Below are 25777 nucleotides of genomic sequence, written 5' to 3'. Positions count from 1 at the left end.
CGTAACATGGCTATATTCAAAATAAATGGCGTGGACATGCCTTCCCCTTCTGACATGCAGCCAGGCATTCAAGACCTTAGCAAAGCGGAACGCAACGCAAACGGACTGGCTATTGTCGAGCGCATTGCCACGAAAGACAAACTTTCATTTACCTGGTCTTATGTATCACAAGCTGACCTAAGTTTGATCTTGAACGCGGTTCAAAACGTGTTCTTCCAGGTTACTTTTATTCATCCTAGAACGGGGCAGTTGAAGACAGGAACGTTTTATTGTAGTGACCGGAACGTTGGTGTAATGGATGTTCAGAACGGGGTTGTTCGTTACAAAGACCTAAAATTTGACGTGGTAGAACGGTAAGGGGGCGTATGCGTGCAAGATACTTCACAGGCTTATAAAGATGCCGTATACGCGCCGGCCCGCCAGGTATTGGCACGGATCACCGTTGACGTATCTGACGTTGAAGCGGAAGGCGATGTGACAGCGGTCAACAATAGCACGCAATCACCGGCTGAAGCGCCTTATATCAGCAACAAAGCGCAGATGAATGACGATTTAAGAAGATCCACTTACAAACTGGCGACATGGGAACCTGACAGGCTTAGCCTTGATGGTTCTTTTTCTTTTCCTGATTCTGTGGTTGCGAATAATGGAATTGTAGGTTTTGCCAGCAACATGCTCAGCGATGCGCAAGGCATATTCTTGATGGATGTTAGTGGAACTCAGCTGCCGCCTTGGATTGTCTTTGACTTCGGAAGCCAGCACACAAGCCCAGGCGTGACGGTGACGTTCAATCCTGATGACAACGAATATGCAACCGACTTCAGGGTATTTGCTTCACGGGGAAGCGGCAGGGGCGGCGTCATAGTCGAAGATATAACCATTACTGGCAACACGCTGACAACGGTGGACGTCACGGGCAACTTTTTGAACTATGACAGGGTATTTGTTGAAGTTCGGAAATGGAACAAGCCCTTCAGACGTATGCGAATGCAAGAAGTGGACTTTGGCCTTGTGAAAGTGTTCGATGGCAATTCGTTGATCACTTGCAACCTGACAGAGCAATTTGACATGACAAGCGGCCAGCTGCCTTCACCGGAATTTACGTTCACGCTGGACAACTCAGACCGTCAATACAACATCCTGAATCCCACGGGCTTTGCCCAATACCTTCAGCAGCGGCAGACGGTTGAAGCGGAACTAGGCGTTGTTTTGGAATCCGGCGATGTGGAATATGTACCACTCGGTAAATATCTCCTTTGGGAATGGACGAGTGAGGAAGGATCAATGACCGCGACATTCAAGGCCAGGACGAACATGGACTTAATGAGCAATTACACCTATGAACGGTTAACGCCGGTCACGAAGTCGCTCTATGACCTGGGCGTTGAAATCTTCGGTATCTGTGGGATTACGAACTTCAGCCTGGACAATTCGCTCAAGTCGATCACAACCAACAGCCTGGCTAAATCGGTGGATTGCAAGACGGCCCTTCAAATGGTTGCCATTGCAGGCATGTGCAATATTTTTATATCCCGTGACAACATCATCACGGTGGAAAAGATGCTGCCGCCGACTACGCCGGTTGACCGGATTGACCTTGACAACGTGTACGCTGAACCAAAAATTGAGCTTCAGAAATCAACGAAGCAAGTTGACGTCACATACTGGACAGACCTGAACACATCGGCCATTGCTTCAGCGGTTAACACCACAGTTACGATAGGTGACACGCTCAGCCTGGCAGGAATCACCTTAATAAACACGCAGGCGCAGGCGCAGGCTGTTGCTGGCTGGCTTCTAGCTCAGAAGTCATACAGAAACAAGTATTCAATCAACTGGCGCGGAAATCCGGCGCATGAGCTGTCAGACGCGGTTGCTATCGAATCGACATACAGCAGCACGGACAACAATGCCTATATCACGAAGCAAACGTTGACGTTTCAAGGTTATTTGCAAGTACAAACGGAAGCGATGGGCTAGGAAGGGGGTGCAGGGGAATGGCTTTATATAACTTGCTAGGGACAACAGGCGGCTTTGATGAACCAGGCATATCAGTTAATGGCGGCGTAATGGCAAAAGAATGGTCAATAAATGCTTTACGTGGTGCAGTTCCTACCCTTGTTGAGGTAGGAGAAAATAAATTTGCGCAGCGAATAACGGCAACGCCTACGGACACCAACCAACAAAGATTTTCGGAACGCACACAAAATACAACAATGATGTTCGCCGGCAAGTATTATTTATATCTTGTTGACGTTGTGACTGACGGCGTGTCAACGGCGAATATTCTTATCATCAACGGCGCCGGCAATGCGGAACTGGCAAAAACAACAGCTTCAGCGGTTAATAAAACGCATTATCTAAAATACACGCCGGCGCAGGATGAAGCTGCCCGAACGAGAATCACGAATTGGGCCGCGCTCGGCTCCACGGGTTGGGCGCAGTTCGATAATGCTCGGGTTTATGAGATTGACCAGGCGACATATAACAAGATTGATGTTGATCCGGCCTATTCGGGGGCTAACCTTGCCGCCTTATTCCCTTATACTGAACCGCCTGTCATCGGCCCGCTGAACAACTTGCTTGGCACGCGGGGCAACTATGAAACGGTCAGCGGCTTGAATATTGGTTCATCGGCTGCCGTAACTATAGACAGCACGACAAAGACGCAAGGGAACAATTCTTTGAAGCTATCAATTGCAACGTCTTCCAGCTCGGCAAACGCCTTTTGGGGCGGCATCTTCAACGTATTCGACAAATCGAAATATTACATTCTGCTAGTTGACGTCAAATGTGGAACCGGAAGCGCGGGTTGGGCCTACTTCGATTATTTCAACGGCACCGGATACCCTTCAAAGACCGGCAATAAAGTAACGTCTACAACCGGTTACGGCACGTCATACCTGAAGCTATCGCCAACAGAATTGTCCGTTGCACAGTCTGCCGCATGTCATTGCTTCATGTCCGGCACAACCGGCCAATACGTGAACTTCGATGCAATGCGGTTGTATGAGATAAGCAAAGACTTGTATGACTTGATTGACGCGCATCCTGACTTTACTGGCGAGAACCTTGCAGCCCTGTTTCCGTATCGTGACGGTTCGGGTTATGTGCCTTTTCCAAAGACCTGGACAAGCTCGGACAAGCTGAATGCTGTCGACATGAACGCGATTGAGCAGAATGCTTCGAACCTGGCAAATTACTTGAAATCTCTCAGCATTACCATTCCGGCGCTGTCGTTTACGACAAACCGAACGACAACCACGGTTGAAAACTTCGATTCCCTGAATCGGTTCGAAGCTGCTCTTATTTCGATCCGTGACGGCTTCGGGATCACGCCGCCAGACTTCCGGCCACGACGCACATGGGATGTAACGCAACGGATAAGTTTTGATGATCCGAACCGATGGCAAACGGATATACAAGCCCTTTTTGACGCTGCTGCATCCGTCGAAAAGGGCTTTATTTACAGCGGTAATATTTCGGCGGGGCAAACCTGGACGATACGGGCCGGCTAAAAACAGGAGGATGAATCATGCCATATGTAAGAAAACAATGGGTGGATAGGGCTGTACAGTTCCCTGGCCGTTATGCTAAGTCGGGTGAGTCTTCAACTCTGGTCACGCTGACAGAAAGCCCTGGCACCGTCACGCAGGCGGGCACGCCGCTAAACGCGGCCAATATGAACAACATTGAGGATGGCATTGAGGAACGGGCAACCTGGGATGCATTGCGGGCAGCAGAACGGGAAATTGCTGCCCTGAAAATGGTCAGCACCTTGAAAGACAAGGTAGACGGCGCGTCTGATTACTTTTATGACGATTTCGCGGGAACGTGGGCCCCTAAAGGGTCGGCGTTGGAAATTGATCGGGTGTGGAATGCGGCACTAGCCGCAATTAGCGTCGGACAAACTGTTATACCGTTGCTTTATAACTTTTCCACTCGCTTCCTTGTTGGTCAGGAGGTAACTATCCAATCGACAGCAACGGAAACAACAAGGGAGCGGCGTATCATTACGGCCGTCGATCCAACTAACAATACGATCACGGTAAGTCCCGGAACGTCCAATTCGTATTCTATCGGTGCTTTGATTTATCGCTCATGGACGAACAAGGCGACTAATGCAATGAAGTTCAAAACGGCGTATAGATTTCAGCAATTTGACACGTCAGGAACCAACATTCCGGGCACTCAATTAACCGGTACGCAAACCCCTTCCGGCGGCAACGTTTATGATTACTCCGGTAAAATGTCTTATGATGGCGAATACATCTTAGAAGCACCAAATTTCGTTGACAGCACCAGCGGTTGGACGATCAAAAAAAGGTTTGGCGACAAATACGAAACAATTATTTTTATTCCGTGGTCTATTTTGCAGGCGGTGGACAGCACGAATACGACGGCGCGCAGTTGGGTTATGAGTCCTGACGGATTGTATGTATATATTCTTCATCACAATAACTCAACCGACGTAACGGGCAATTTTATAACCTGTGTCAAGCGCATAGGTGACACAGGTTATCAGTTTTTGCAGCGGGTAGACTTATCTAGCTTCAACGGCGTGTATCCCGGAACGATGCAATTTTCCCCTAAAGGAAATTATTTGGCTTTGTGCATGGGTAATTCAACGCAATTTCTCAGAGTCTACAAGCGGGCCGGGGATTCATTCGGAACGGTTTGCACGGTTGATGTTCAGGCCAGCGTTGGCCCATTGCGTAGGGTCGTTTGGTCTTACGACGAACAGTGGATAATGACTCCAACAGTCAACTATTCATCTTCCAACAGCGCTTGGGTTCTTGTCTATAGGAATGTCAGCGACACATTTACCAAGCAACCCGCAAGCACTATTCAAATAGGCACGACTTACGGCCCGAATGATTTTGCATTTTCGAAGGACGGTCAATGGGCAATCGTTATCGTATCTTCTTCTTCTTCTCAAATGTCTGCACAAGTTTACAAAATAACCGGGACGACGTGGACGCTCAATAAAACCATCCCAGCGAATACGATTATGGCATTTGTGACAATTGCGCCGGACAATCTGTATTTTTATACATTTTCGTTCAGTAGCGGCCAAATGTACCGATGGACGTTGACAGATGCTAATACAGCATCAACAATCGTCACATTCAACGGCGGCACATCCCCTTCTATCAACATGGGGTCTAATTCATTCCGCATATATACGGACTACGCCGGAAATATCGCATGGACAAATGGATTCGGCCCAATTGCGAATATATCCGGCAACTTGGACGTTCTGCAGGTAGATGTACGATACAACGCCAAGAGCCAGACGAAACCTATTCGAGGGATCGCCGCATTCGTCAAGCGGTTAAGCGCCATTGTTGGAACGATAACAGCGACGATCTCCGCGACTGCCACAACAACGGAGTCATACGCCGGAATGACAAAGGTAGTTGAGACGGCGGACAGCACGACCGCGCTCGAAACGTCTACGTACGTCGTTCCTAACGGCGCGTCGTACGCTAACGTAACGCTTAAACTCAACATGACGAGAACGTCAACGAGTCAGGATACAACCATTACAGAGTTAACGGGGGCGCTGGAATGAAATACAAAAACTTAAGCGGGGAAACGGTGCCGGTTACTGATACGCTGACGGAAGAAGAAAAGAAGATTCAGCAGCTTGAACAAGACAATGCGGAGCTGGCAGCCAAAAACGAAGAACTACAATCCAGGCTATCAGATGTTGAACTTGTTCTTACTGATATTCTTCTAAACGCATAAAGGAGGTGACAAACAATGGCAATGGCAGATTATAAAATTCGTGTTATCGCAAATGCGTGCATTACGCGGTATGAACGCGGCGAAAATGATATGAATGAAATTATTAATTCGTATAACTTGGATAGCGTAGACCAAGGAGCAGTTTTAGCTTACGTTTATGCAAAGCGCCCTGATATTGAAACGATGCCTGTTTCTGTATAGGAGATAGCAAGCCGGTTCAGCCTACGGATATTTTCCGTAGGCTTATTTTATTTGAGGGGGCAAATCATGCCTGAAGATACGCCAAGAAGCCAAATCACCGAAATTTTAGTTGAGATTGGGAAGCTGAATGTCAAAATAGACAACCTGAACGAATTCAGCAAGGATATTCAAGGAATCAGCAAGACGGCCACAAAAGCCCATGAATCAGCATCTTCAGCGCATCACAGGCTTGACGGCATTGAAAACGCGCAGACATGGCTTAAAAGAACTTTATTTACCTCTCTGCTTGGCCTGGCATCTGCAATATTGCTTGCGTATCTGAATTTGAAAGGGTGATAGGAATGACGAACGATGAAATCCTTTCTTTGTCGGCTATCGTGGCTGCTTATATCGGCATGGGCAAGATGCTTGGCATTCCTGCGAAATTCGCGCCGGTTGCTGCCCTGGTTGTGGCTGCTGCCTTTGTACTGGCGCCTGACGCCTGGCGTGACGCCGCAACTGCAATTTCTGTTGTGGGCCTGGGCGCTTCGGGATTATATCAACACAGCAAATCGAAGGGGGCAAAATAAGATGCAAAGCAAATCTGCAAGCAACGTGAAGGTAATTGACGTATCACACTATCAAGGCGTTATTAATTGGGCCGCTGTTAAATCGGATGGCGTGCAGGGCGTAATGATCAAAGCCACTGAGGGCCGGACGGATACGGACGAAAAGCTTGACGCTAATGCAAAGGGGGCCGCTGCGGCCGGCCTTCCGATTGGCTTTTATCATTACGCGCATCCTGAAAACAACAACAGCGCGATTGATGAAGCTGCCAAATTCGCCGGCACGGTCAAGGGATACAAAGCAACATTCCCGCACGCCCTGGACGTGGAAGGCGCTGCCGCTAACGTTGGAGCTGCTAAGCTGACAGCCTGGTGCTTGGCCTGGCTTCAGGAAGTTGAACGATTAACCGGACATCCTGCAATGATCTATACCGGCGGCAGTTTCGCCAAAACAAACCTTGGCGCACAATTACGGCCGTGGCCGCTGTGGGTGGCCCATTACGGCGTTAACACGCCTATGGCAAACACTACATGGGACAAGTGGTCTGTATTTCAATACACGTCAACAGGGGTCGTCAAAGGCATCACCGGCAACGTGGACGTCAATGCAATGGAAAAGGAATTCTTCGATAAGTTCACGACAACGGTAGCCGTTTATAAAATGGAGGAAGTTGAAGTATACGTTGACGGGGTGAAGCACAATGACGGCCTGCTTGATAACAAGGCGGGCATCACGTATGTTCCGGTACGCTCAATCGCGGAAACGTTCGGAGCTGGCGTGAAGTGGAATGCAGACGCCAGGCGCGTGGACATCACAACGAAGTAATAAGAAAAGCCCACTAGCCATTTTCGGCCGGTGGGCTTTTTTTGTTAATGCAATTGAGGGGAAGAAATATTAACGATGTCCTCAATTGGGAATAGAAACAATTCATTAATACCTTTGATCCGCACATAGCCGGCAATCTCCGTATCATTAACTTCTTCTAAGATTCCTTGATGACTTAAACCCGAATCTAATTCAACTCGTACATACGTCCCAAAAAACTTTTCAATGTCAATCATTTAATCACTCCTTTAATTAACAAAGGTGCGAATCAATGCGATGATACTTAGTGCTAGGGCAATTAAACTGAGAACGAATGAAAGCCGTGTTTTTTTCATTTTGATCATTTCCCTTCCTGTTCGCATTGGTTTATAATACTGAGTAAGAAGAAGCCGCCTATTTGGAAGGAGAGCCGCCTTGCGGTTGCTCTCCTTCTTCCGACTACCAGGTACGGATTAGGGCGATGAGTGCGATTATCACGCTAGTGACAGCCATCACTAGCATTGTGTTTTCTCGCATCTCGTTAAGCTTCTTCTTTTTTGATTTCAGAAGCTTTTTCTTCTTCTTACTCTTTGCCATTTCCTCACCTCCTTATATTTCTATTATATACGTTAATCGTATAATAGTCAACTAAATTCGTATAAAATTATACGTAAATAGTTGAAATTATTTAGGGCAATGTGTATAATGATTTTGAGGTGATGGCGAATGTTAAAGTTGAGATTAGATGAATTGTTGTTTGAAAAACGAATGAATGCAAATCAACTATCAGAAATGACGGGTATTCGATACGCCACAATAGACGATATGAAAAAGAATAAGGCAAAACAATGGTCTGTCGAGAATTTAAACAAGATCATGCAGGCACTAGAGCTTCAAAGCGTTCATGAACTTTTTGAGTACACTAAGGAATAATAAAAGCCCGCTGGCCTTAAATCGGCCAACGGGCTTTTTGGTTATTTAAATTCTTTTTTCATACCGGCAAAGTTCTTCTTCGATTGTTCATCATCGCCGTTAATAAAGACGAACCCAAGCTTCCCTTCGAGAACCAATGCAATCAGTTCCCCTTTGGAGCTGTTCACAAGTACAAGCTTCCCCTTCATGCCATCCGTTTCATAGTCAACGGAATCCATAACTTCAGGATCACCGTACAATTCATCAGCCGCGGGCACAGCCTCAACGCCTAGTTGAAAAAGCTGCTGCACATCTTCTCTTACTTCATCAGCAAGAAACTTTTTCTTTGCTTCAGCATCCGAACCGTTCAGATAAATGTTCACATAGTCCAGGGCAATTTGTTCTTCTTTAGAAAGCTTCTTTGCTTCAGGTGATGGGGTAGGGGAAGCCGGCGCGGTGCTTGTTACTGCCGTGCTTGTTGCAGGCGTTGCGTCTTCCTTAGTGCTTCCGCATCCACTCATAACAACCGCTGCAACAGTTACAATCAAAACACTCATTGACAGGCTTTTGAATTTTTTCTTCATTAAATAAACACTCCTTATATGGTTAAAATTTATGTAGACCTAGAATTACATTCGGCAGCCCGCTTGCTATATCGACTTCCACGGAAATTCCTTTGCCTTCAACTCCAAGAACGCTGCTGCTATGCATTAAACTGAACACAAAAAAAGCACCTCCAAAAATGGGATGAAGGTGCTTCCTTACGTCCGAATCTCGTAATATAAAGTTATCGTTATAGCCATCATAGTGTAAAAAAGACAAGTCTGTCAATATTGGAAAAACAAGTATGAATTCTTCAAGAAAATAGGGCATACTACTGAAGTCCATCGGTGATTTAATCTCATTTTGAGATCAAATCCATATCAAAAAACCGAAACCCGAAGGGTCGAAATATGGCATAAATAATGCTACAATGATTAAGGTTTGTGTACATATGACTGAAGTTGAGTCTGTGAAATGGAGGATTTCTAACAATGAATATCCATGAGTATCAAGGCAAAGAGGTCCTGAAACAGTACGGTGTTGCTGTTCCAGAAGGAAAGGTAGCTTTCTCCGTTGACGAAGCGGTAGAAGCAGCGCAAGCACTGGGTACACCGGTGGTAGTTGTAAAAGCGCAAATTCACGCTGGCGGCCGCGGTAAAGCGGGCGGCGTTAAAGTAGCGAAAAACATCGATGAAGTTCGTGCATATGCCAGCGAAATTCTTGGCAAAGTGCTCGTTACTCATCAAACCGGCCCGGAAGGCAAAGAAGTTAAACGTCTTCTTATCGAGCAAGGCTGCGACATCAAGAAAGAATACTATGTAGGCGTTGTTATTGACCGTGGCACTGGCCGCGTAACAATGATGGCTTCCGAAGAAGGCGGCACGGAGATTGAAGAAGTAGCAGCTCATTCGCCTGAGAAGATCATCAAAGAAGTCATTGACCCGGCAATCGGTCTGCAAGTATTCCAAGCGCGCAAGCTTGCTTACGCAATCAACATTCCTAGCGAACTTGTTAACAAAGCGGTTAAATTCATGATCGCTCTGTACAATGCATTTGTTGATAAAGATTGCTCTATCGCCGAGATCAACCCGCTTGTTGTAACTGGCGACGGCAACGTTATGGCGCTTGACGCCAAGCTGAACTTCGATTCCAACGCTCTGTACCGTCACAAAGATATCGTGGCGCTTCGCGACTTGGAAGAAGAAGACGCAAAAGAGATCGAAGCATCCAAATACGACCTGAGCTACATTGCCCTTGAAGGCAACATTGGCTGTATGGTTAACGGCGCCGGTCTTGCAATGGCGACTATGGACATCATCAAATACTACGGCGGCGACCCGGCCAACTTCCTGGACGTAGGGGGCGGCGCTACAAAAGAGAAAGTAACTGAAGCGTTCAAGATCATCCTGTCCGACGAGAACGTAAAAGGTATTTTCGTTAATATCTTCGGCGGCATTATGCGTTGCGACGTTATCGCTGACGGCGTTATTGCTGCTGCGAAAGAGCTTGGCCTGGACCGTCCTCTGGTTGTTAGACTGGAAGGCACTAACGTTGAGCTTGGTAAAAAAATGTTGAACGAATCGGGATTAAACATTGTTGCGGCTGACTCCATGGCAGACGGCGCGCAAAAAATCGTTAATCTCGTCAAATAGTACGAATTCATTAACGGGGATGTGAAATTCGATGAGCATTTTGGTCAATAAAGACACAAAAGTAATCACTCAAGGGATTACAGGCGCAACTGGTCTGTTCCATGCGAAAGGCGCATTGGACTACGGCACGCAAATGGTTGGCGGCGTAACTCCAGGCAAAGGCGGCACTAACGTCGATATTACGCTGGAAAACGGCAACGTTGTATCTCTTCCAGTATTCAATACGGTTGAACAAGCGGTAGCAGCTACTGGCGCAACTGCATCGGTTATTTATGTACCGCCTGCTTTCGCAGCTGACTCGATCATGGAAGCGGTAGACGCTGGTCTTGATCTGGTTATCTGTATTACGGAAGGCATTCCGGTTCTGGACATGGTTAAAGTAAAACGCTACATGGAAGGCAGCAAAACGACTCTGATCGGTCCTAACTGCCCAGGCGTTATTACTCCAGGCGAATGCAAAATCGGCATCATGCCGGGTTACATCCATACAAAGGGCCATGTAGGCGTAGTTTCCCGTTCGGGAACTCTTACTTACGAAGCGGTTCATCAGCTTTCGACTCGTGGTATCGGTCAATCTTCTGCGGTTGGTATCGGCGGCGACCCTGTTAAAGGCTCCGAGTTTATCGATATCTTGAGCCGTTTCAACGAAGATCCTGATACTTACGCTGTTATTATGATTGGCGAGATCGGCGGTACGGCAGAAGAAGAAGCTGCTGAGTGGATCAAAGCTAACATGAAGAAACCAGTAGTAGGCTTCATCGGTGGCGCTACAGCGCCTCCAGGCAAACGCATGGGTCATGCGGGCGCTATTATTTCCGGCGGCAAAGGTACAGCTGCCGAGAAAATCGCTACTTTGGAAGCATGCGGAATCAAAGTTGCTCCAACGCCTTCCGACATGGGCTCCACGCTTGTATCGGTGCTTGAAGAAAAAGGCCTGCTTGAGAAATGCACAACTGGCGTTGCTCAAGCCTAACCGCACAATAGCATATTAATGAAGGTAAGCAACCTTTCAATGCCCGTTTAGGGCTTGAAAGGTTGCTTTTTTTTTCATAAAATTTCGGGTTGACTTGCATTCTTTTGCCATGTAACGCACAATAGGAAGGAATGCAGGCTGACCTCCCCAGAGGAGAGGGCGGCAAGAATGACGCTAAACGTTGATAAATGTAAGCAGATGGTTATTATGCTCCACGAATGTTCGGGCATAGGATGGCATACCGTTCAGAAAGCGGTTGCCCATAAGGCTTGGGATAGCGTGGATGGCACCAGCGCTGCGGATTGGATGGCAATCGGATTTGGACGTGCGCAAGCAGAGGCGGCGGCCAGACGATGGAACGATCCTTTTGATTGGCCAGAGTCGCCTTATCTTCGGTCGCAGGAGCTTGGTGCGGCAGTAATCACTCCGTATGATGAGGAATATCCGGAAGAGCTTCGCCGGATACCGCAGCCGCCTTGGGTACTGTATGCTCTTGGGAAGGTTGAGCTCTTGAAGAGACCTTCGATTGCTGTCGTAGGAACCAGAAACCCCAGCGCGTATGGCCGGCATACCGCGTTAGCGCTGTCTGAGGAGCTTTCTAGGCGAGGTTTGACAGTAGTGAGCGGTCTTGCCAGGGGGATTGACAGCAAGGCGCATGAAGCGGCTTTGCGGGGCCATGGAAGCACAATTGCGGTACTGGCTAGTCCGGTTGATCATTGTTATCCGCCCGAGAACCGATCACTTTATAAGGAAATGATCCGGGAAGGGCTGATCCTGTCGGAGTCTCCGGTGGGCTCGCCGCTTCATCCGGGAATGTTTCCGCTTCGAAATCGGATCATAGCAGGTTTATCGCTGGGAACGATCGTTGTGGAAGCAGCGAAGGGCAGCGGTTCGCTTATTACGGCAGATCAGGCGCTCGAAATGGGGCGTGATGTATTTGCCGTACCCGGACCGATCTCATCGCCCAAGAGCGAGGGACCTAACAGTCTGATTCGCGAAGGAGCGAAGCTGGTCAGCAGTGCCGATCATATTCTCGAGGAATACGGCTGGCTTCAAGAGAAGCTTGCGGCACTGACAAAGCCCCAGCAGGCTACAGCCGTTGCGGCAAGCATGAATGCCGAGGAGCAGAAAATAATCGATTTGCTGCGCGATCGTCCGCTTACAATTAACGAATTGCACCAGCTTACGATGATCCCTTTTGGACATTTAAGCGCACTTCTGATAAATTTATGTATAAAACGGAAAATCGAACAACAGCCAGGGGCAGTTTATATAGCGTTGTAACATGTAAGGAGAGAGGGGGCGCCTAATGTGGCAGATTCATTAGTAATCGTAGAATCACCGGCCAAAGCAAAAACGATCGGCAAATATTTGGGCAGCAAATATATCGTTAAAGCATCGATGGGCCATATTCGCGATTTGCCAAAAAGTCAGACTGGCGTCGAAGTGGAAAACGGCTTTCAGCCGAAATATATTACGATCCGCGGCAAAGGCAGCGTTTTGAAAGAATTGAAGGATGCAAGCAAGAAAGTCAAACATGTCTTTCTTGCAGCGGACCCCGATCGCGAAGGAGAAGCGATCGCTTGGCATTTGGCCCATTATCTGGAGCTGGACGAGACGGATACGTGCCGCGTCGTATTCAATGAAATAACAAAGCAAGCCGTTAAGGATGCTTTCAAAACGCCTCGCAAGATCAATATGGATCTTGTTAATGCCCAACAGGCCAGACGTATTCTTGACCGCCTTGTCGGTTACAAGATTAGTCCGCTCTTGTGGAAAAAGGTTAAGAAGGGCTTGTCCGCCGGGCGCGTACAATCCGTATGCGTGAAGCTGATTATTGACCGGGAGAACGAGATTGATGCTTTTATTCCGGAGGAGTACTGGTCCATTACGGCTAAGCTTACTCAGCAAGGCGTTCCGTTTGAAGCTAAATACCATTCGATTAAGGGCGAGAAGCGGGAACTCCACAATGAAGAGGAGATGCAGGCTATTCTTGCAGCCTTGTCGGGCAATCAGTTCAAGGTAGCCGAAGTGAAAGAGAAAGAACGTCTCCGCAACCCGGCACCGCCGTTTATTACGAGCTCCTTGCAGCAGGAGGCAGCGCGCAAGCTTGGATTCCGTGCTTCCAAGACGATGTCCGTTGCCCAGCAGCTGTATGAAGGCGTTGAGCTTGGCAAGGAAGGGACCGTTGGTCTCATTACCTATATGAGAACGGACTCGACAAGGATCTCTCCGGTTGCCCAGGAAGAAGCGAAGGAGTATATTGAAGGAAAATACGGCCCGTCGTTCTATCCGGAGCAGCCGCGCGTTTATACGAAGAAGAACAGCAATGCGCAGGACGCCCATGAAGCGATCCGGCCGACATCGACGCTACGCGATCCTGAATCGATGAAGCCGTTCCTCTCGCGGGATCAGTTTCGCTTGTATAAGCTGGTATGGGAACGTTTCGTATCCAGCCAGATGGCTTCCGCCGTGCTTGATACGATGACGGTAGACCTCGCGTCCGGCGACGTCAACTTCCGTGCGAGCGGATCGAAAATCAAGTTTGCCGGCTTCATGAAGGTTTACGTGGAGGGCAATGACGACGGCACGGAGGAAGAACATAAATTCCTTCCGCCATTTGCAATCGGTGATGTCGTGAATTCGGATTCCATCGAACCGAAGCAGCATTTCACCCAGCCGCCGCCGCGTTATTCCGAAGCAAGATTGGTTAAGACGCTGGAGGAGCTTGGCATAGGACGTCCAAGTACTTATGCGCCAACGCTGGAAACGATTCAGAAACGCGGATACGTAGCGATCGAAGAGAAGAAATTCATTCCAACCGAACTTGGAGATCTGGTTAATCAGATGATGGAGGAATTTTTCCCTGAAATTCTGGATTCCGAATTTACGGCGAAGATGGAAACGGATCTCGACCATGTTGAGGATGGCGTGGAGGACTGGGTTAAAGTTCTCTCTACCTTCTACGAATCTTTCGAGAAGCGGCTTGAAGTCGCCGAAGAGGAAATGAAGGAAGTCGAGATTCAAGATGAGGTTTCGGATGAAATCTGCGAGAAATGCGGCCGCCATATGGTGTACAAGATGGGGCGCTTCGGCAAGTTCCTTGCCTGCTCCGGCTTCCCGGACTGCCGCAATACGAAGCCAATCGTCAAGGATATCGGCGTAACCTGCCCGAAATGCGGCGAGGGCAAGATCATCGAGCGCCGCAGCAAAAAAGGACGGATCTTCTACGGCTGCGATACGTATCCGACCTGCGACTACGTGTCCTGGGATAAGCCGACAAACAAGCCTTGTCCGAATTGCGATTCGATGCTTGTCGAGAAACGCAACCGCAGCGGCGCGAAGCTGCAATGTCCGAATTGCGATTATTCGGAAGAGATTACGGAAGACGAGCAAGAACAAGCCTAAACTAAAGAAACAGATGCGGCCACACGACAGTCCTCCCTTACGCAGGGAGGACAGCTGTGTTTTCACTGCCGTGTTAGCATATATTGGAGGTCTTTACATTGTCAGTTCAACAACCAGTCATCGTAATCGGAGCAGGTCTTGCAGGAAGCGAGGCGGCTTGGCAGATTGCATCCCAAGGCGTACCCGTCATTTTGTACGAAATGCGTCCTGAGACCAAAACGCCTGCCCATCACACTAAAAACTTTGCCGAGCTCGTGTGCAGCAACAGCTTGCGCGCCAATGGCCTGGCTAACGCCGTAGGCGTGCTGAAGGAAGAGATGCGCCGCCTGAACTCCCTTATTCTCGGTAGCGCGGATCGTCATGCCGTACCTGCAGGCGGAGCGCTTGCCGTTGACCGCGACGGTTTTTCCGGGGAAGTAACGCGTCTTCTTCATGAACATCCGCTTGTAGAGGTGCGCACGGAAGAAGTAACGGATATACCGGAAGACAGCATTGTTGTCATCGCAACGGGCCCACTGACTGCGCCTGCTCTGTCCGAGAAGATCCGAACCTTGCTTGGCGAAGAATATTTCTACTTCTATGATGCGGCAGCACCGATCATCGAGAAGGACTCCATTGATATGAGCAAGGTCTATCTGGCATCCCGTTACGACAAGGGAGAAGCGGCATATTTGAATTGCCCGATGACCGAAGAAGAATTCGAGATCTTCCACGAGGCGCTGACAACTGCGGAAACAGCTGCGTTAAAAGATTTCGAGAAGGAAGTTTATTTCGAAGGCTGTATGCCAATCGAAGTAATGGCGAGCCGCGGCAAGCAAACCGTGCTCTTCGGACCGATGAAGCCGGTTGGCCTTGTTAACCCGCATACCGGTAAGCTTCCTCATGCCGTGATCCAGCTTCGCCAGGATAATGCGGCCGGAACTCTCTACAACATGGTAGGCTTCCAAACGCATTTGAAGTGGGGCGAGCAGAAGCGGGTATTCTCCCTGATTCCGGGCCTTGAGAATGCGGAATTCGTTCGTTTTGGCGTTATGCACCGCAATACTTTCATCAACTCACCGCGGGTCATGGAGCCGACTTATCAGTTGAAGAACCGCAGTACCTTATTCTTTGCCGGTCAAATGACGGGTGTAGAAGGTTATGTGGAGTCCGCTGCTTCCGGCCTGATTGCCGGCTTTAATGCCGCGAGACTCGCTCGAGGGCTGGAACCTCTCGTGCTGCCGGAAGATACAACGCTTGGCAGCATGGCTCATTACATTACAACGGCAGACTTCAAGCATTTCCAACCGATGAACGCGAATTTTGGCTTGTTCCCGCCGCTGGAGAACCGGATTCGCAACAAGAAGGAAAAAAATGAAGCGATTGCAAACCGTGCTCTGGACAGTCTGGAGCGATTCAAAAAGGAACATTTCGATCATTTGAACGTATAAACAGTCGAATGCTGCTCCGCTTGAGGGCATCATAGCCGTATACACTTGAACTCAATAATCTGCAAGCTATAGGAGGGCGAAGAGATGGAGATGGAATTTCACGCCACCACGATTTGCGCGGTGCGTCACGAAGGTAAAGGTGCGATTGCCGGAGATGGTCAGGTAACCTTCGGAAATAGCGTCGTGATGAAAAATAAAGCGAAAAAAGTTCGTCGTTTATACCGCGGGCAAGTCATTGCAGGCTTTGCCGGTTCGGTTGCCGATGCGATTACGTTATTCGAGAAGTTTGAGGCAAAGCTGGAGGAGCATCACGGAAACCTTCAGCGTGCGGCCGTTGAGCTGGCAAAGGACTGGCGTACTGACCGTATTCTCCGCAAACTCGAGGCGCTGATGCTGGTTATGGATCAGACAGGATTGCTTCTGATTTCCGGGAACGGGGAAATAATCGAACCGGATGACGGCATACTGGCGATCGGCTCGGGCGGCAACTATGCTCTCTCCGCAGCAAGAGCGCTGCAGAAGCATGCTCCCCATATGGAAGCAAAGGATATCGCAAGAGCAGCGCTGGAAACAGCTGCCGACATATGCGTTTATACGAATCATAATATAATTGTAGAAGAAATTGGTTGAAGCGGAGGAGATATCATATGGTAAACCAAGCTTTTACCCCTCGTCAAATCGTAGCAGAGCTCGATAAATATATTGTGGGACAAAAGCCCGCAAAACGATCTGTCGCCATTGCACTCCGTAACCGCTATCGCAGAAGCATGCTCGACGAGACGCTTCGCGATGAGATTGTTCCGAAAAATATTCTGATGATTGGGCCTACCGGCGTAGGCAAAACGGAAATTGCGCGCCGTCTGGCAAAATTGGTCAAGGCTCCTTTTATTAAAGTTGAAGCGACCAAATTTACTGAGGTAGGTTATGTCGGCCGTGATGTAGAGTCAATGGTACGGGACCTGGTAGAGACGGCAATTCGGATGGTGAAGGCAGAAAAGACGGAAGCTGTTCAGGACAAAGCAGAGAAGCTCGCAAATGAGCGGCTCGTTTCGCTGCTTGTCCCATCTAAAGTAAAAGAGAAGCAATCCAAAAACCCGTTCGAAATGTTGTTTGGCAATCAGCAAAACAATAAGGAGACGGTCGAAGAGCCGGAGCAGGATAACGTTATTATCTCCAAGCGCTCGCAGGTGCGTGATGACCTGGCCGCAGGAAAACTCGAGAACGAAACCGTAGAGGTTGAGATTGAGGATAATTCCCCTACGATGCTTGATATGCTTGGCGGTCAAGGACCGGATGGCCTGGGCGGAATGAACATGCAGGAAATGCTGGGACAATTCATGCCGAAGAAGACCAAGAAGCGCAAGCTGCCGGTTAAAGAAGCCCGTAAAGTACTTATTCAGGAAGAAGCTAACAAGCTTATTAATATGGATGACGTCATTGCCGAGTCCGTTTCCCGCGCGGAGCAGACCGGTATCATTTTCATCGACGAAATTGATAAAATCGCAAGTCCATCGAGAGGCAATGGTCCTGATGTGTCCCGTGAAGGCGTTCAGCGCGATATTCTTCCAATAGTGGAAGGATCCACGGTCGTGACGAAATATGGACCGGTAAAAACGGACTATGTTCTTTTTATCGCGGCCGGCGCTTTCCATGTAGCGAAACCGTCTGATCTGATTCCCGAACTTCAAGGACGTTTCCCGATCCGGGTAGAATTAACGTCGCTTAGCTTGGAGGATTTCGTCAGCATTCTGACCGAACCGAAAAATGCTTTAACGAAACAATACGCAGCCCTTCTTCAAACGGAAGGTATTGCGATTGAATTTTCAGACGATGCCATTAAAGAGATTGCTTCGATCGCAGCCGATTTAAACCGCAATACCGAAAATATAGGTGCCCGCAGACTTCATACCATATTGGAGAAGCTGCTTGAGGATCTCTCCTTCGAGGCACCGGATATTACTCTTGACCATATGGTCATTACTCCCGAATATGTGCGTGAAAAAGTGGGAGGCATTGCGAAAAATCGCGATTTGAGTCAATATATATTGTAGTGAAATGTAGTTGGGATGAGCTTTGGGAGGCTTTGGAATGACTTTACTTACAAAAACAAGAACGTTGAACCGGCTGCTGCAGCGAGCAGCCGGCAAAGCGCTCAATTTCAGAGAGATGGCTGAAGTATTGTGCAGTACTATACAGACCAATGTGTTTGTGGTCAGCCGCAAAGGAAAGGTTCTAGGCTGCGCAGCCGTGAATCCTTATGATCATGACACGCTTCGTTCGATGTCTGTAGAAGAGCTGCGCTTTCCGCAAGTGAGTAACAGCCTATTTCTGGACATGCTGGAACCCGTAACAAACGTTGCTCCGGATACGGGGGTCTATGAGACTTTCCCGGCGCTTGGCGAACAAGAAATCATGACTGTAGTACCAATTACTGGAGGCGGGGACCGTCTCGGGACGCTTGTTCTGACACGCACGAACGGTTCCTTTGATGATGACGATCTGGTGCTGGCTGAATACGGCTCGACAATTGTCGGCATGGAAATCTTACGTGAACGCGCAGAAGAAGTTGAACAGGAAGCGCGCAGCCGTGCGGTTGTTTCGGTTGCGATTGGCTCGCTTTCCTTCAGCGAGCTCGAAGCGGTAGAGCATATTTTCGAGCAGCTGGAAGGGAAAGAAGGCCTGCTTGTTGCTTCCAAAATTGCGGATCGGGTAGGCATTACAAGATCCGTTATCGTTAATGCTCTGCGCAAGCTGGAAAGCGCCGGCGTTATTGAAACGAGGTCGCTGGGGATGAAGGGGACCTACATCAAAATTTTAAATACCCAGCTTCTTCAGGAATTGGAAAAAATTAAGCAATAATTTCCTGGGACTACCATCCTATCGGCAATTCATCAAAAAGCCCTATCTTGATTTTAAAGATAGGGCTTTTTTCTTATTGTAATATTTTGGACAATTGTTGAATATTATCATGTCGGCAAAACTCGACAGTTTCGTCTCATTTTTTTCATAATTTAATGTCGAACAAAGAAGGAATGGTTCGCAATCTGTTGAATACTTTACTAAGATCTTCTAACTGAAAGTGGTGACATAGGAACGTGAATCTTTTGAATGGCACATCATTTGGGCGATTGGAAGGCGCGCTCAAGGCTTCAGAATTGCGACAAGGGGTCGTAGCGAACAACATCGCAAATGTCGACACTCCAAACTTCAAACGTTCGGAGGTTTTGTTTGAAGAGCTTCTCAGCCAAGAAATGGGAGGACAAACCGGTCTTCAGGGCAAGCGGACGAACGAGCGTCATATTCCGATAGGCAGGACCAGCGGAATAGTCCCAACAGCTCAGATACAGACCGATAACTTGTCCGAAATGAATAACAATGAGAACAACGTCGATATCGATCGCGAGATGTCATTGCTCGCTAAAAATCAACTCAGCTACAATTTTTATATTCAGCAAATCAATCATGACGTGAAGATGATGAAGACGGCTATAGAAGGGAGATAACAGGAAGTGAGAATTTCTAGCAGCTTTGACGCCAGTGCTTCCGCACTAACCGCACAGCGTTTGCGAATGGACGTTATTTCCTCAAACATCGCAAATGCTGAAACAACCCGCGCCGGTTACGTAAATGGCCAATTCGTTCCGTATAAAAGGAAAATGGTCGTACTTGAACCGATGACGCAAAACTCCTCTTTCTCCGATTTGCTGAGCAAGCAGCTTGAAGGGACTTCCGGAGCACAAGGTGTAAAGGCAACTAGAATTATCGAGGATCAGTCGCCTACCAAGCTTGTCTATAATCCAACCCACCCGGACGCTGATGCGGACGGATATGTCCATATGCCTAACGTTGATGTGGCGAAAGAAATGGTAGATATGATTTCGGCTTCTCGCTCATACGAAGCTAACGTAACAGCTCTGAATGCGTCTAAAGCCATGTTTACGAAGGCGCTGGAGATTGGCAAGTAAAATAACGATGACGGAGGGACGGGCATGATTCAACCGTTGCAACTTAATCCCGCGCAAGCCGTTAACAAGCTGCTTGAAACTGCGAAGCCGCAGCAGCAGACAACACCTGCTGAGTCGATGAATTCTTTCGGGCAATACTTGGAGAGCGCACTGAATAGCGTGGATGCACAGGAAAAAGAGGTACATAAGTTAAACGATAAATACTTAATTGGCGAGGTTGATGTTTCACAGGTCCTCATCGCAACTCAGAAAGCAGAGCTTAGCTTACAGCTGACAACACAAATTCGCAATAAAGCCATTGATGCGTATCAAGAAATTATGCGAATGTCAGTGTAATAGGGCTTTCGAACTAGACAGAAGCTGGGTGAGGTGACAACGTGAACGAAAGAATCGCCCAATACCGCCAAAGACTCACGCAGTTTTGGGGGCAGATGGGCAAAAAACAAAAAATAGGGCTGGGGGCATCCATTGGTGCATTGTTGTTAACAATCGTGATTTTGACTTACATATTCACAAGAACGGATTACGAAGTAGCATTTCAAAACCTTGACACCACAGATGCAGCAGCAATTATGACTTACTTGGACGGGAACGGTATTCCTTATAAATTAAGCGCGGACGGTCAAAGCATCTCGGTACCTAGCGCAGTAGCGACAAAAACCCGGGTTGATGTTGGTTCACAGGGGCTTGTGCAGAACGGATCGATTGGATTCGAAGCTTTTGAAGGCGGAAGTGCTTTCGGACAAACCGAGAATGAATTTAACGTGAAGTACATTAACGCTCTTAACGGAGAAGTGCAGCAATTACTGAACCGGATGCAAGGCGTGCAGAGCTCGAAAGTGCTCATCAACCTTCCGAAGGAATCGGTATTCCTGACTCCGGAAGAGAAGGAACAGGCATCTGCTTCAATCATGATGAACTTTACGCCGGGTTACCGGCCAAGCCAGCAAGAGGTTGACGGTTATTACAATCTTGTGAAGACGGCGGTTCCGAAGCTTGCGATTCAGGATATTACGATTTCAAGTCCGCAAGGCGAGCTGGTTTCCTCCGAAATCGACGGCAACAAGATTGGAGCGGCAACCGATGCTGCGGAAAGCCACTTCATGATTCAACGGAAGTACGAAGCCGAAGTGAAGAAAAATATTCAGCAGTTCCTGGCTCCGATGCTTGGAGACAATCTCGTGATCAGCGTTGCCAGCAGCTTTAACTTCGACAAGAAGGTGACTCAGGAGAATCTGGTCAGACCGCTTGAGAACAACAACAATAACGGCATTATCGTAAGCGAACAACAAGACAACAGCACAACGACCAATGGTTCGGCTAATGCAGGTGGTGTCGCCGGTACGGGGGAAACGGATGTACCTGGTTATACAGCAACTGATAATACGAAGGGCTCTTCCGAGCAAAGCTCGCGGGTAACCAACTATGATTACGACCGCATTAACAATCAGATTGAATCCGCTCCGTACCAGCTGAAGGATTTGTCGATCAGCATTGGTGTTGAACAGAGCAAACTCACGGATCAATCCCGTCAAGAGTTAACCAATTTCCTTAGCTCGCTTGTTCGCGCGCAGCTGGCTGATTCCGGTCAGGATGTTAATAATGACGCAATGATTGCGAAAAAGGTTACCATTCTCGGTCAGAATTTCGCGGCAACGGATGCGGGAACTTCTTCCAGCGGTCTGTCGATGCAATGGGCAATTGGACTTGGCGCGGCAGCGCTTGCTTTGATCGGCGGTCTTGCCATCATGCTTGTCCGCAGACGCAGAAAACAGGCTGAAGAAGCAGCAGCAGCAGAAGCAGCCGCGATGATGGAAACGCCGGCTAAACAGGAATTCCCTACGATTGATTTTGAAACAGTTAACAATGACAGTCAGGCAAGAAAAAATCTCGAAACACTCGCCAAACGCAAGCCGGAAGAATTCGTCAACTTGCTCCGCACATGGCTTGTGGATGAATAGAGGTGGCTCCCGTGGCAAAACCGCTTAATGGATTAACCGGTCGGCAAAAGGCGGCGATTCTGCTTATTACGCTCGGGCCAGAAGTATCCGCCCAAATCTTTAAACATTTGAGAGAAGAGGAGATCGAACAGCTTACTCTCGAAATTGCCAATGTCCGCAAAGTAGACAGTGCGGAGAGAGAACAGATATTGAGCGATTTCCATCAAATCTGTCTGGCGCAGGAATATATTTCGCAAGGCGGTATCTCGTATGCGAAAGAAATTTTGGAGAAAGCGCTTGGCGAACAAAAGGCTGTTGAGGTCATTAACCGTTTGACGGCTACGCTTCAAGTCAGACCGTTCGACTTTGCCCGCAAGGCGGAACCGACGCAAATTCTCAATTTTATCCAAAACGAGAACTCCCAAACAATCGCTCTCGTCCTATCGTATTTGCAATCCGAGCAATCCTCGCATATTTTATCGTCCTTGCCGCAAGAGAAGCAGGCGGACGTTGCTCGCAGAATTGCCTTGATGGACAGTACATCGCCTGAGGTTATCAGTCAGGTTGAACGCGTTCTCGAGCAAAAACTCTCTGCTACGGTAACACAGGACTATACGAATGCAGGCGGCATCGATTCTATCGTTCAAATATTGAACGGCGTAGACCGCGGTACGGAACGGACCATTCTGGATGCTCTCGAGATCGAAGATCCGGAATTGGCAGAAGAAATCAAAAAACGCATGTTCGTCTTCGAAGACATCGTCAATATCGACAACCGTTCGATTCAGCGCATCATCCGCGACGTGGAGAACGCCGATCTTCAGCTCGCCCTCAAAGTGGCAAGCGAGGAAGTGCGGGAAGCGATCTTCCGCAACATGTCGAAACGGATGGCCGATACCTTCAAGGAAGAAATGGAATTTATGGGTCCTGTCCGGCTGCGTGACGTCGAAGAAGCTCAGACCCGTATCGTCGCTACGATTCGCAGGCTAGAAGAAGCCGGCGAGATTATCATCGCCCGCGGCGGAGGAGATGATATCATTGTCTAATTTGATAAAGTCTTCAAGCGTAATCGCGCTTGATCAGCTGAAACAGCTCTACTGGCTTAATAAACATGCTGCTGAGCAAGTAACGGTGACCGAAGAGATTATTGAAGAGGCAGGACCGGATGAGGAGACCATCTCCATTCGCGACCAGATCATCTCGGATGCACAAATTTTTGCTGAAGAACGTATACGTGAAGCCGGCGAACAAAGCGAGCAAATGCTGGCAAAAGCCGAAGCCGATATCGATGCCTGGTGGCTTGAGAAACGGCTGGAAGATGAAAGACATTCCGAAGCTTCCCGTCAAGCTGGCTTTGAGCAAGGATATGCTGAAGGCCAAGCGCATGCCGAGCAGGCATTGCGGCAAGAATGGGAGAGCCGTCTGGAAGAAGCTAATGCCGTTCTGAAATCCGCTTATGAAATGCGCGAGCAGATCATTCAAGAGGCTGAGCCTTTTCTGGTAGAGCTAAGCATCTCTATCTCGGAAAAAGTAATCGGCAGACAGCTGTCGGAAGCGCCGGATATGGCTCTTGAGCTAATCCGCAAAGCATTGTCGAGACGAAGGGAACAAGGCGTTATCGCCCTGTGCGTCGCTCCGGGGCAGTTAGCTTTTGTCCAGGCCGCAAGGGAAGAGCTTAATCTTGTTATCGACTCGCAGGCTGAGCTTCAGATTATTCCCGACGCAACGGTAAAAGATTTCGGCTGCGTCATCCGTTCCGCATACGGAAGCATAGACGCACGGATTGATACGCAATTGTCCGAGATCAAGCGGGAGCTTGTGCAGCTTGCCAACCAAAGCCATGAAGAACGGAGCATGCCGGATGAGCGGTATTAAACTGGACAGCTCCAAATATATCGACCAGCTTCGTCATCTTGACCCTATCCGGGTGAATGGCAAGGTCACGCAGGTAATCGGTCTTACCGTGGAATCGGAAGGACCGGATGCAAGCATCGGCGATGTCTGTCTGATCTACCCGGCAAAAGGTGCCAAACCGATTAAAGCCGAAGTCGTAGGCTTTCGTGATAATAAAGTCATTCTAATGCCTTTGGGCGAATTGCATGCGATAAGCCCGGGCTGCGATGTTGTCGGGACCGGAAAGCCGTTATCGGTGCAGGTTGGTTCCGAACTGCTTGGCAAGGTGCTAGACGGTTTGGGTCAGCCGCTTGACGGATCTTTTTTACCAAGCCGCATGCAGCATTACTCGACTCACAATGAACCTAGCAATCCGCTTGCGCGTCCCCGAGTACAGGAAACTTTGAGCATTGGCGTTCGTGCGATTGACGGTTTGCTTACCGTTGGGAGAGGTCAGCGCGTAGGTATTTTTGCAGGCTCGGGCGTCGGTAAAAGTACGCTGCTTGGCATGATCGCCCGAAATACGTCCGCAGACGTAAACGTCATTGCTTTAATTGGCGAACGCGGCCGCGAGGTGCTCGAATTTATCGAGAAGGATCTTGGTCCTGAAGGACTTGCCCGCTCGGTTGTAATTGTAGCAACCTCCGATCAGCCTGCTCTAATCAGAATTAAGGGAGCTCTTATTGCAACTTCCATTGCGGAATATTTCCGCGACCGCGGATTGAACGTCATGCTGATGATGGACTCGGTTACCCGTTACGCAATGGCGCAGCGTGAAGTTGGCCTTGCCATTGGCGAGCCGCCTGCTACTAGAGGCTACACGCCTTCCGTATTCGCAACACTCCCCAAGCTTCTGGAGCGGGCGGGAACAGGGCCTAACGGCTCAATTACCGCTTTCTATACCGTTCTGGTTGACGGCGACGACATGAACGAACCGATAGCCGACGCGGTGCGCGGCATATTGGACGGTCACATCGTGCTAAACAGGCAGCTCGCGAATAAGGGACATTTTCCTGCTATTGATGTTCTGGCGTCTGTCAGTCGTGTCATGAAAGAAATCGTGACGGAAGAGCATCAGGAAGCAGCAAATCAGTTAAAGATGTTACTCTCTGTTTATAGAGATTCGGAAGACCTAATCAATATAGGGGCGTACCAGAGGGGTACAAACGAAAAAATTGATACGGCCATCGAAAATATAGACGCAATCTATCAATTTACAAGGCAAAAGACAAATGAAAAGGTCACGTTGGCCGATTCGAAGGAAAGATTAATACAGGAATTCCACGGGAGATGACGACGGGTAAATGGCAGCCTTTCGATACGCTTATCAAAAAATCGTAGACTTGAAGTCAAGCGAGAAGACGCAGGCTGAGTGGCAGCTATCTTCCGCAATCGGTGTTCTGCAGGCGGAAGAATTAAGTCTTTCGGAGCTGCGGATGAAACGGGCAGAGTGGGAAAACAAGCAGCACGAGTGCTCGAATGAAGCTGTTTCTCTCGCTGAGCTGCAGCTGATGCAGCATTATCTGGAATATTTGGATTCCTGCATTGCAAGCAAGCTTACGGATGTCAGGCAGGCTGAACGAAAGGTTGAATATAACCGGACAAACCTCGCGGACCGAATGAAGGATGAGAAGGTTTGGCTTAAAGCGAAAGAGCATGCCAAAGACCGGTTCCGGCATGTAATGCAGATCAAGGAACAAAATGAGCTGGATGAAATGGCTACCAACCGCTTCAAGGTATCCCTTCCATCATGATCTGC

General features: G+C 48.6%; 29 protein-coding genes. 26 read left to right on the top strand and 3 right to left on the bottom strand.

Annotated elements, in window-relative coordinates; translation table 11 throughout:
• Positions 1–6 precede the first annotated feature (6 nt).
• The 9 genes from WFJ73_RS06670 (at position 7) to WFJ73_RS06630 (ending at position 7323) form a co-directional block, all read left to right on the top strand.
• On the top strand, positions 7–357 hold the full coding sequence (locus tag WFJ73_RS06670) for a DUF6711 family protein (protein WP_336772295.1): 351 nt from the start codon (positions 7–9) through the stop codon (positions 355–357).
• Between the two features lie 12 nt (positions 358–369).
• Positions 370–1980: a hypothetical protein gene (locus WFJ73_RS06665; RefSeq protein WP_336772294.1), complete on the top strand. Its 1611-nt coding sequence runs from the start codon at positions 370–372 to the stop codon at positions 1978–1980.
• Positions 1981–1997: 17 nt separating this feature from the next.
• A complete protein-coding gene (locus WFJ73_RS06660) occupies positions 1998–3518 on the top strand; it encodes a hypothetical protein (RefSeq protein WP_336772293.1) in 1521 nt (506 codons plus the stop codon).
• 17 nt (positions 3519–3535) lie between these two features.
• Entirely contained in the window at positions 3536–5575 is a 2040-nt protein-coding gene (locus tag WFJ73_RS06655; RefSeq protein WP_336772292.1) for a hypothetical protein, read from the top strand.
• Complete coding sequence (locus WFJ73_RS06650; protein WP_336772291.1) at positions 5572–5751, top strand: hypothetical protein; 180 nt, start codon at positions 5572–5574, stop codon at positions 5749–5751. The genes WFJ73_RS06655 and WFJ73_RS06650 overlap by 4 nt, the downstream gene beginning before the upstream one ends.
• Before the next feature lie 15 nt (positions 5752–5766).
• Positions 5767–5952 carry a hypothetical protein gene (locus WFJ73_RS06645; protein ID WP_127491314.1) on the top strand — a complete coding sequence of 62 codons (186 nt, stop codon included), beginning with the start codon at positions 5767–5769 and terminating at the stop codon, positions 5950–5952.
• Between the two features lie 66 nt (positions 5953–6018).
• Positions 6019–6288 carry a hemolysin XhlA family protein gene (locus WFJ73_RS06640; protein ID WP_336772290.1) on the top strand — a complete coding sequence of 90 codons (270 nt, stop codon included), beginning with the start codon at positions 6019–6021 and terminating at the stop codon, positions 6286–6288.
• A 5-nt stretch (positions 6289–6293) separates the two neighbouring features.
• On the top strand, positions 6294–6521 hold the full coding sequence (locus WFJ73_RS06635; protein ID WP_336772289.1) for a hypothetical protein: 228 nt from the start codon (positions 6294–6296) through the stop codon (positions 6519–6521).
• Between the two features lies 1 nt (position 6522).
• The gene (locus WFJ73_RS06630) at positions 6523–7323 is read left to right on the top strand and encodes a GH25 family lysozyme (protein ID WP_336772288.1); all 801 of its coding nucleotides are present in this window, start codon (positions 6523–6525) and stop codon (positions 7321–7323) included.
• Between the two features lie 44 nt (positions 7324–7367).
• Here the strand turns inward: WFJ73_RS06630 and WFJ73_RS06625 are convergent, their stop codons facing one another.
• Positions 7368–7559 (bottom strand): hypothetical protein, encoded by a 192-nt coding sequence (locus tag WFJ73_RS06625; protein ID WP_336772287.1) that lies wholly within the window; start codon positions 7557–7559, stop codon positions 7368–7370.
• A 202-nt stretch (positions 7560–7761) separates the two neighbouring features.
• Positions 7762–7899, bottom strand: a complete 138-nt coding sequence (locus tag WFJ73_RS06620; protein ID WP_336772286.1) for a hypothetical protein — start codon at positions 7897–7899, stop codon at positions 7762–7764.
• A gap of 129 nt (positions 7900–8028) precedes the next feature.
• Between WFJ73_RS06620 and WFJ73_RS06615 the strand changes: the two genes are divergently transcribed.
• Positions 8029–8235, top strand: a complete 207-nt coding sequence (locus WFJ73_RS06615; RefSeq protein WP_336772285.1) for a helix-turn-helix domain-containing protein — start codon at positions 8029–8031, stop codon at positions 8233–8235.
• A 41-nt stretch (positions 8236–8276) separates the two neighbouring features.
• On the opposite strand, the gene WFJ73_RS06610 is transcribed toward WFJ73_RS06615, so the two are convergent.
• Positions 8277–8798 carry a hypothetical protein gene (locus tag WFJ73_RS06610; RefSeq protein ID WP_336772284.1) on the bottom strand — a complete coding sequence of 174 codons (522 nt, stop codon included), beginning with the start codon at positions 8796–8798 and terminating at the stop codon, positions 8277–8279.
• 450 nt (positions 8799–9248) lie between these two features.
• Here WFJ73_RS06610 and sucC point away from each other — a divergent pair, with 450 nt between their 5' ends.
• From sucC to fliJ, 16 genes are all read left to right on the top strand, one after another.
• On the top strand, positions 9249–10409 hold the full coding sequence (gene sucC, locus WFJ73_RS06605; protein ID WP_336772283.1) for an ADP-forming succinate--CoA ligase subunit beta: 1161 nt from the start codon (positions 9249–9251) through the stop codon (positions 10407–10409).
• 31 nt (positions 10410–10440) lie between these two features.
• Positions 10441–11382 (top strand): succinate--CoA ligase subunit alpha, encoded by a 942-nt coding sequence (gene sucD / locus WFJ73_RS06600; RefSeq protein ID WP_015845042.1) that lies wholly within the window; start codon positions 10441–10443, stop codon positions 11380–11382.
• Between the two features lie 168 nt (positions 11383–11550).
• Positions 11551–12666: a DNA-processing protein DprA gene (dprA, locus tag WFJ73_RS06595; RefSeq protein WP_336772281.1), complete on the top strand. Its 1116-nt coding sequence runs from the start codon at positions 11551–11553 to the stop codon at positions 12664–12666.
• Positions 12667–12693: 27 nt separating this feature from the next.
• Positions 12694–14790, top strand: a complete 2097-nt coding sequence (gene topA, locus WFJ73_RS06590; RefSeq protein ID WP_336772280.1) for a type I DNA topoisomerase — start codon at positions 12694–12696, stop codon at positions 14788–14790.
• 98 nt (positions 14791–14888) lie between these two features.
• Positions 14889–16220, top strand: coding sequence for an FADH(2)-oxidizing methylenetetrahydrofolate--tRNA-(uracil(54)-C(5))-methyltransferase TrmFO (gene trmFO / locus WFJ73_RS06585; RefSeq protein WP_127495839.1), 1332 nt, complete (start codon positions 14889–14891; stop codon positions 16218–16220).
• Positions 16221–16304: 84 nt separating this feature from the next.
• Positions 16305–16850 (top strand): ATP-dependent protease subunit HslV, encoded by a 546-nt coding sequence (gene hslV / locus WFJ73_RS06580; RefSeq protein WP_248756812.1) that lies wholly within the window; start codon positions 16305–16307, stop codon positions 16848–16850.
• A gap of 17 nt (positions 16851–16867) precedes the next feature.
• A complete protein-coding gene (gene hslU / locus WFJ73_RS06575; protein WP_336772278.1) occupies positions 16868–18271 on the top strand; it encodes an ATP-dependent protease ATPase subunit HslU in 1404 nt (467 codons plus the stop codon).
• A 37-nt stretch (positions 18272–18308) separates the two neighbouring features.
• The gene (codY, locus tag WFJ73_RS06570; RefSeq protein ID WP_336772277.1) at positions 18309–19079 is read left to right on the top strand and encodes a GTP-sensing pleiotropic transcriptional regulator CodY; all 771 of its coding nucleotides are present in this window, start codon (positions 18309–18311) and stop codon (positions 19077–19079) included.
• A 236-nt stretch (positions 19080–19315) separates the two neighbouring features.
• Complete coding sequence (flgB, locus tag WFJ73_RS06565; RefSeq protein ID WP_336772276.1) at positions 19316–19723, top strand: flagellar basal body rod protein FlgB; 408 nt, start codon at positions 19316–19318, stop codon at positions 19721–19723.
• Between the two features lie 6 nt (positions 19724–19729).
• On the top strand, positions 19730–20185 hold the full coding sequence (gene flgC / locus WFJ73_RS06560; RefSeq protein ID WP_336772275.1) for a flagellar basal body rod protein FlgC: 456 nt from the start codon (positions 19730–19732) through the stop codon (positions 20183–20185).
• 24 nt (positions 20186–20209) lie between these two features.
• On the top strand, positions 20210–20521 hold the full coding sequence (gene fliE, locus WFJ73_RS06555) for a flagellar hook-basal body complex protein FliE (RefSeq protein WP_336772274.1): 312 nt from the start codon (positions 20210–20212) through the stop codon (positions 20519–20521).
• 41 nt (positions 20522–20562) lie between these two features.
• The gene (gene fliF / locus WFJ73_RS06550; protein WP_336772273.1) at positions 20563–22146 is read left to right on the top strand and encodes a flagellar basal-body MS-ring/collar protein FliF; all 1584 of its coding nucleotides are present in this window, start codon (positions 20563–20565) and stop codon (positions 22144–22146) included.
• Positions 22147–22157: 11 nt separating this feature from the next.
• Positions 22158–23171: a flagellar motor switch protein FliG gene (gene fliG / locus WFJ73_RS06545; protein WP_132305643.1), complete on the top strand. Its 1014-nt coding sequence runs from the start codon at positions 22158–22160 to the stop codon at positions 23169–23171.
• Complete coding sequence (locus WFJ73_RS06540) at positions 23164–24000, top strand: FliH/SctL family protein (RefSeq protein WP_336772270.1); 837 nt, start codon at positions 23164–23166, stop codon at positions 23998–24000. Before fliG ends, WFJ73_RS06540 begins: the two co-directional genes overlap by 8 nt.
• Positions 23987–25312: a flagellar protein export ATPase FliI gene (fliI, locus tag WFJ73_RS06535; protein WP_336773073.1), complete on the top strand. Its 1326-nt coding sequence runs from the start codon at positions 23987–23989 to the stop codon at positions 25310–25312. Before WFJ73_RS06540 ends, fliI begins: the two co-directional genes overlap by 14 nt.
• Before the next feature lie 10 nt (positions 25313–25322).
• Positions 25323–25772, top strand: a complete 450-nt coding sequence (fliJ, locus tag WFJ73_RS06530; protein WP_336772269.1) for a flagellar export protein FliJ — start codon at positions 25323–25325, stop codon at positions 25770–25772.
• The last annotated feature ends 5 nt before the right edge of the window (positions 25773–25777 follow it).

Origin of the sequence: Paenibacillus sp. MMO-58 (assembly GCF_037146255.1) — a bacterium.
Lineage (GTDB): Bacteria > Bacillota > Bacilli > Paenibacillales > Paenibacillaceae > Pristimantibacillus.
The sequence above is the reverse complement of the archived record's forward strand: the minus strand, read 5'-3'. Positions and strand labels throughout refer to the sequence as shown.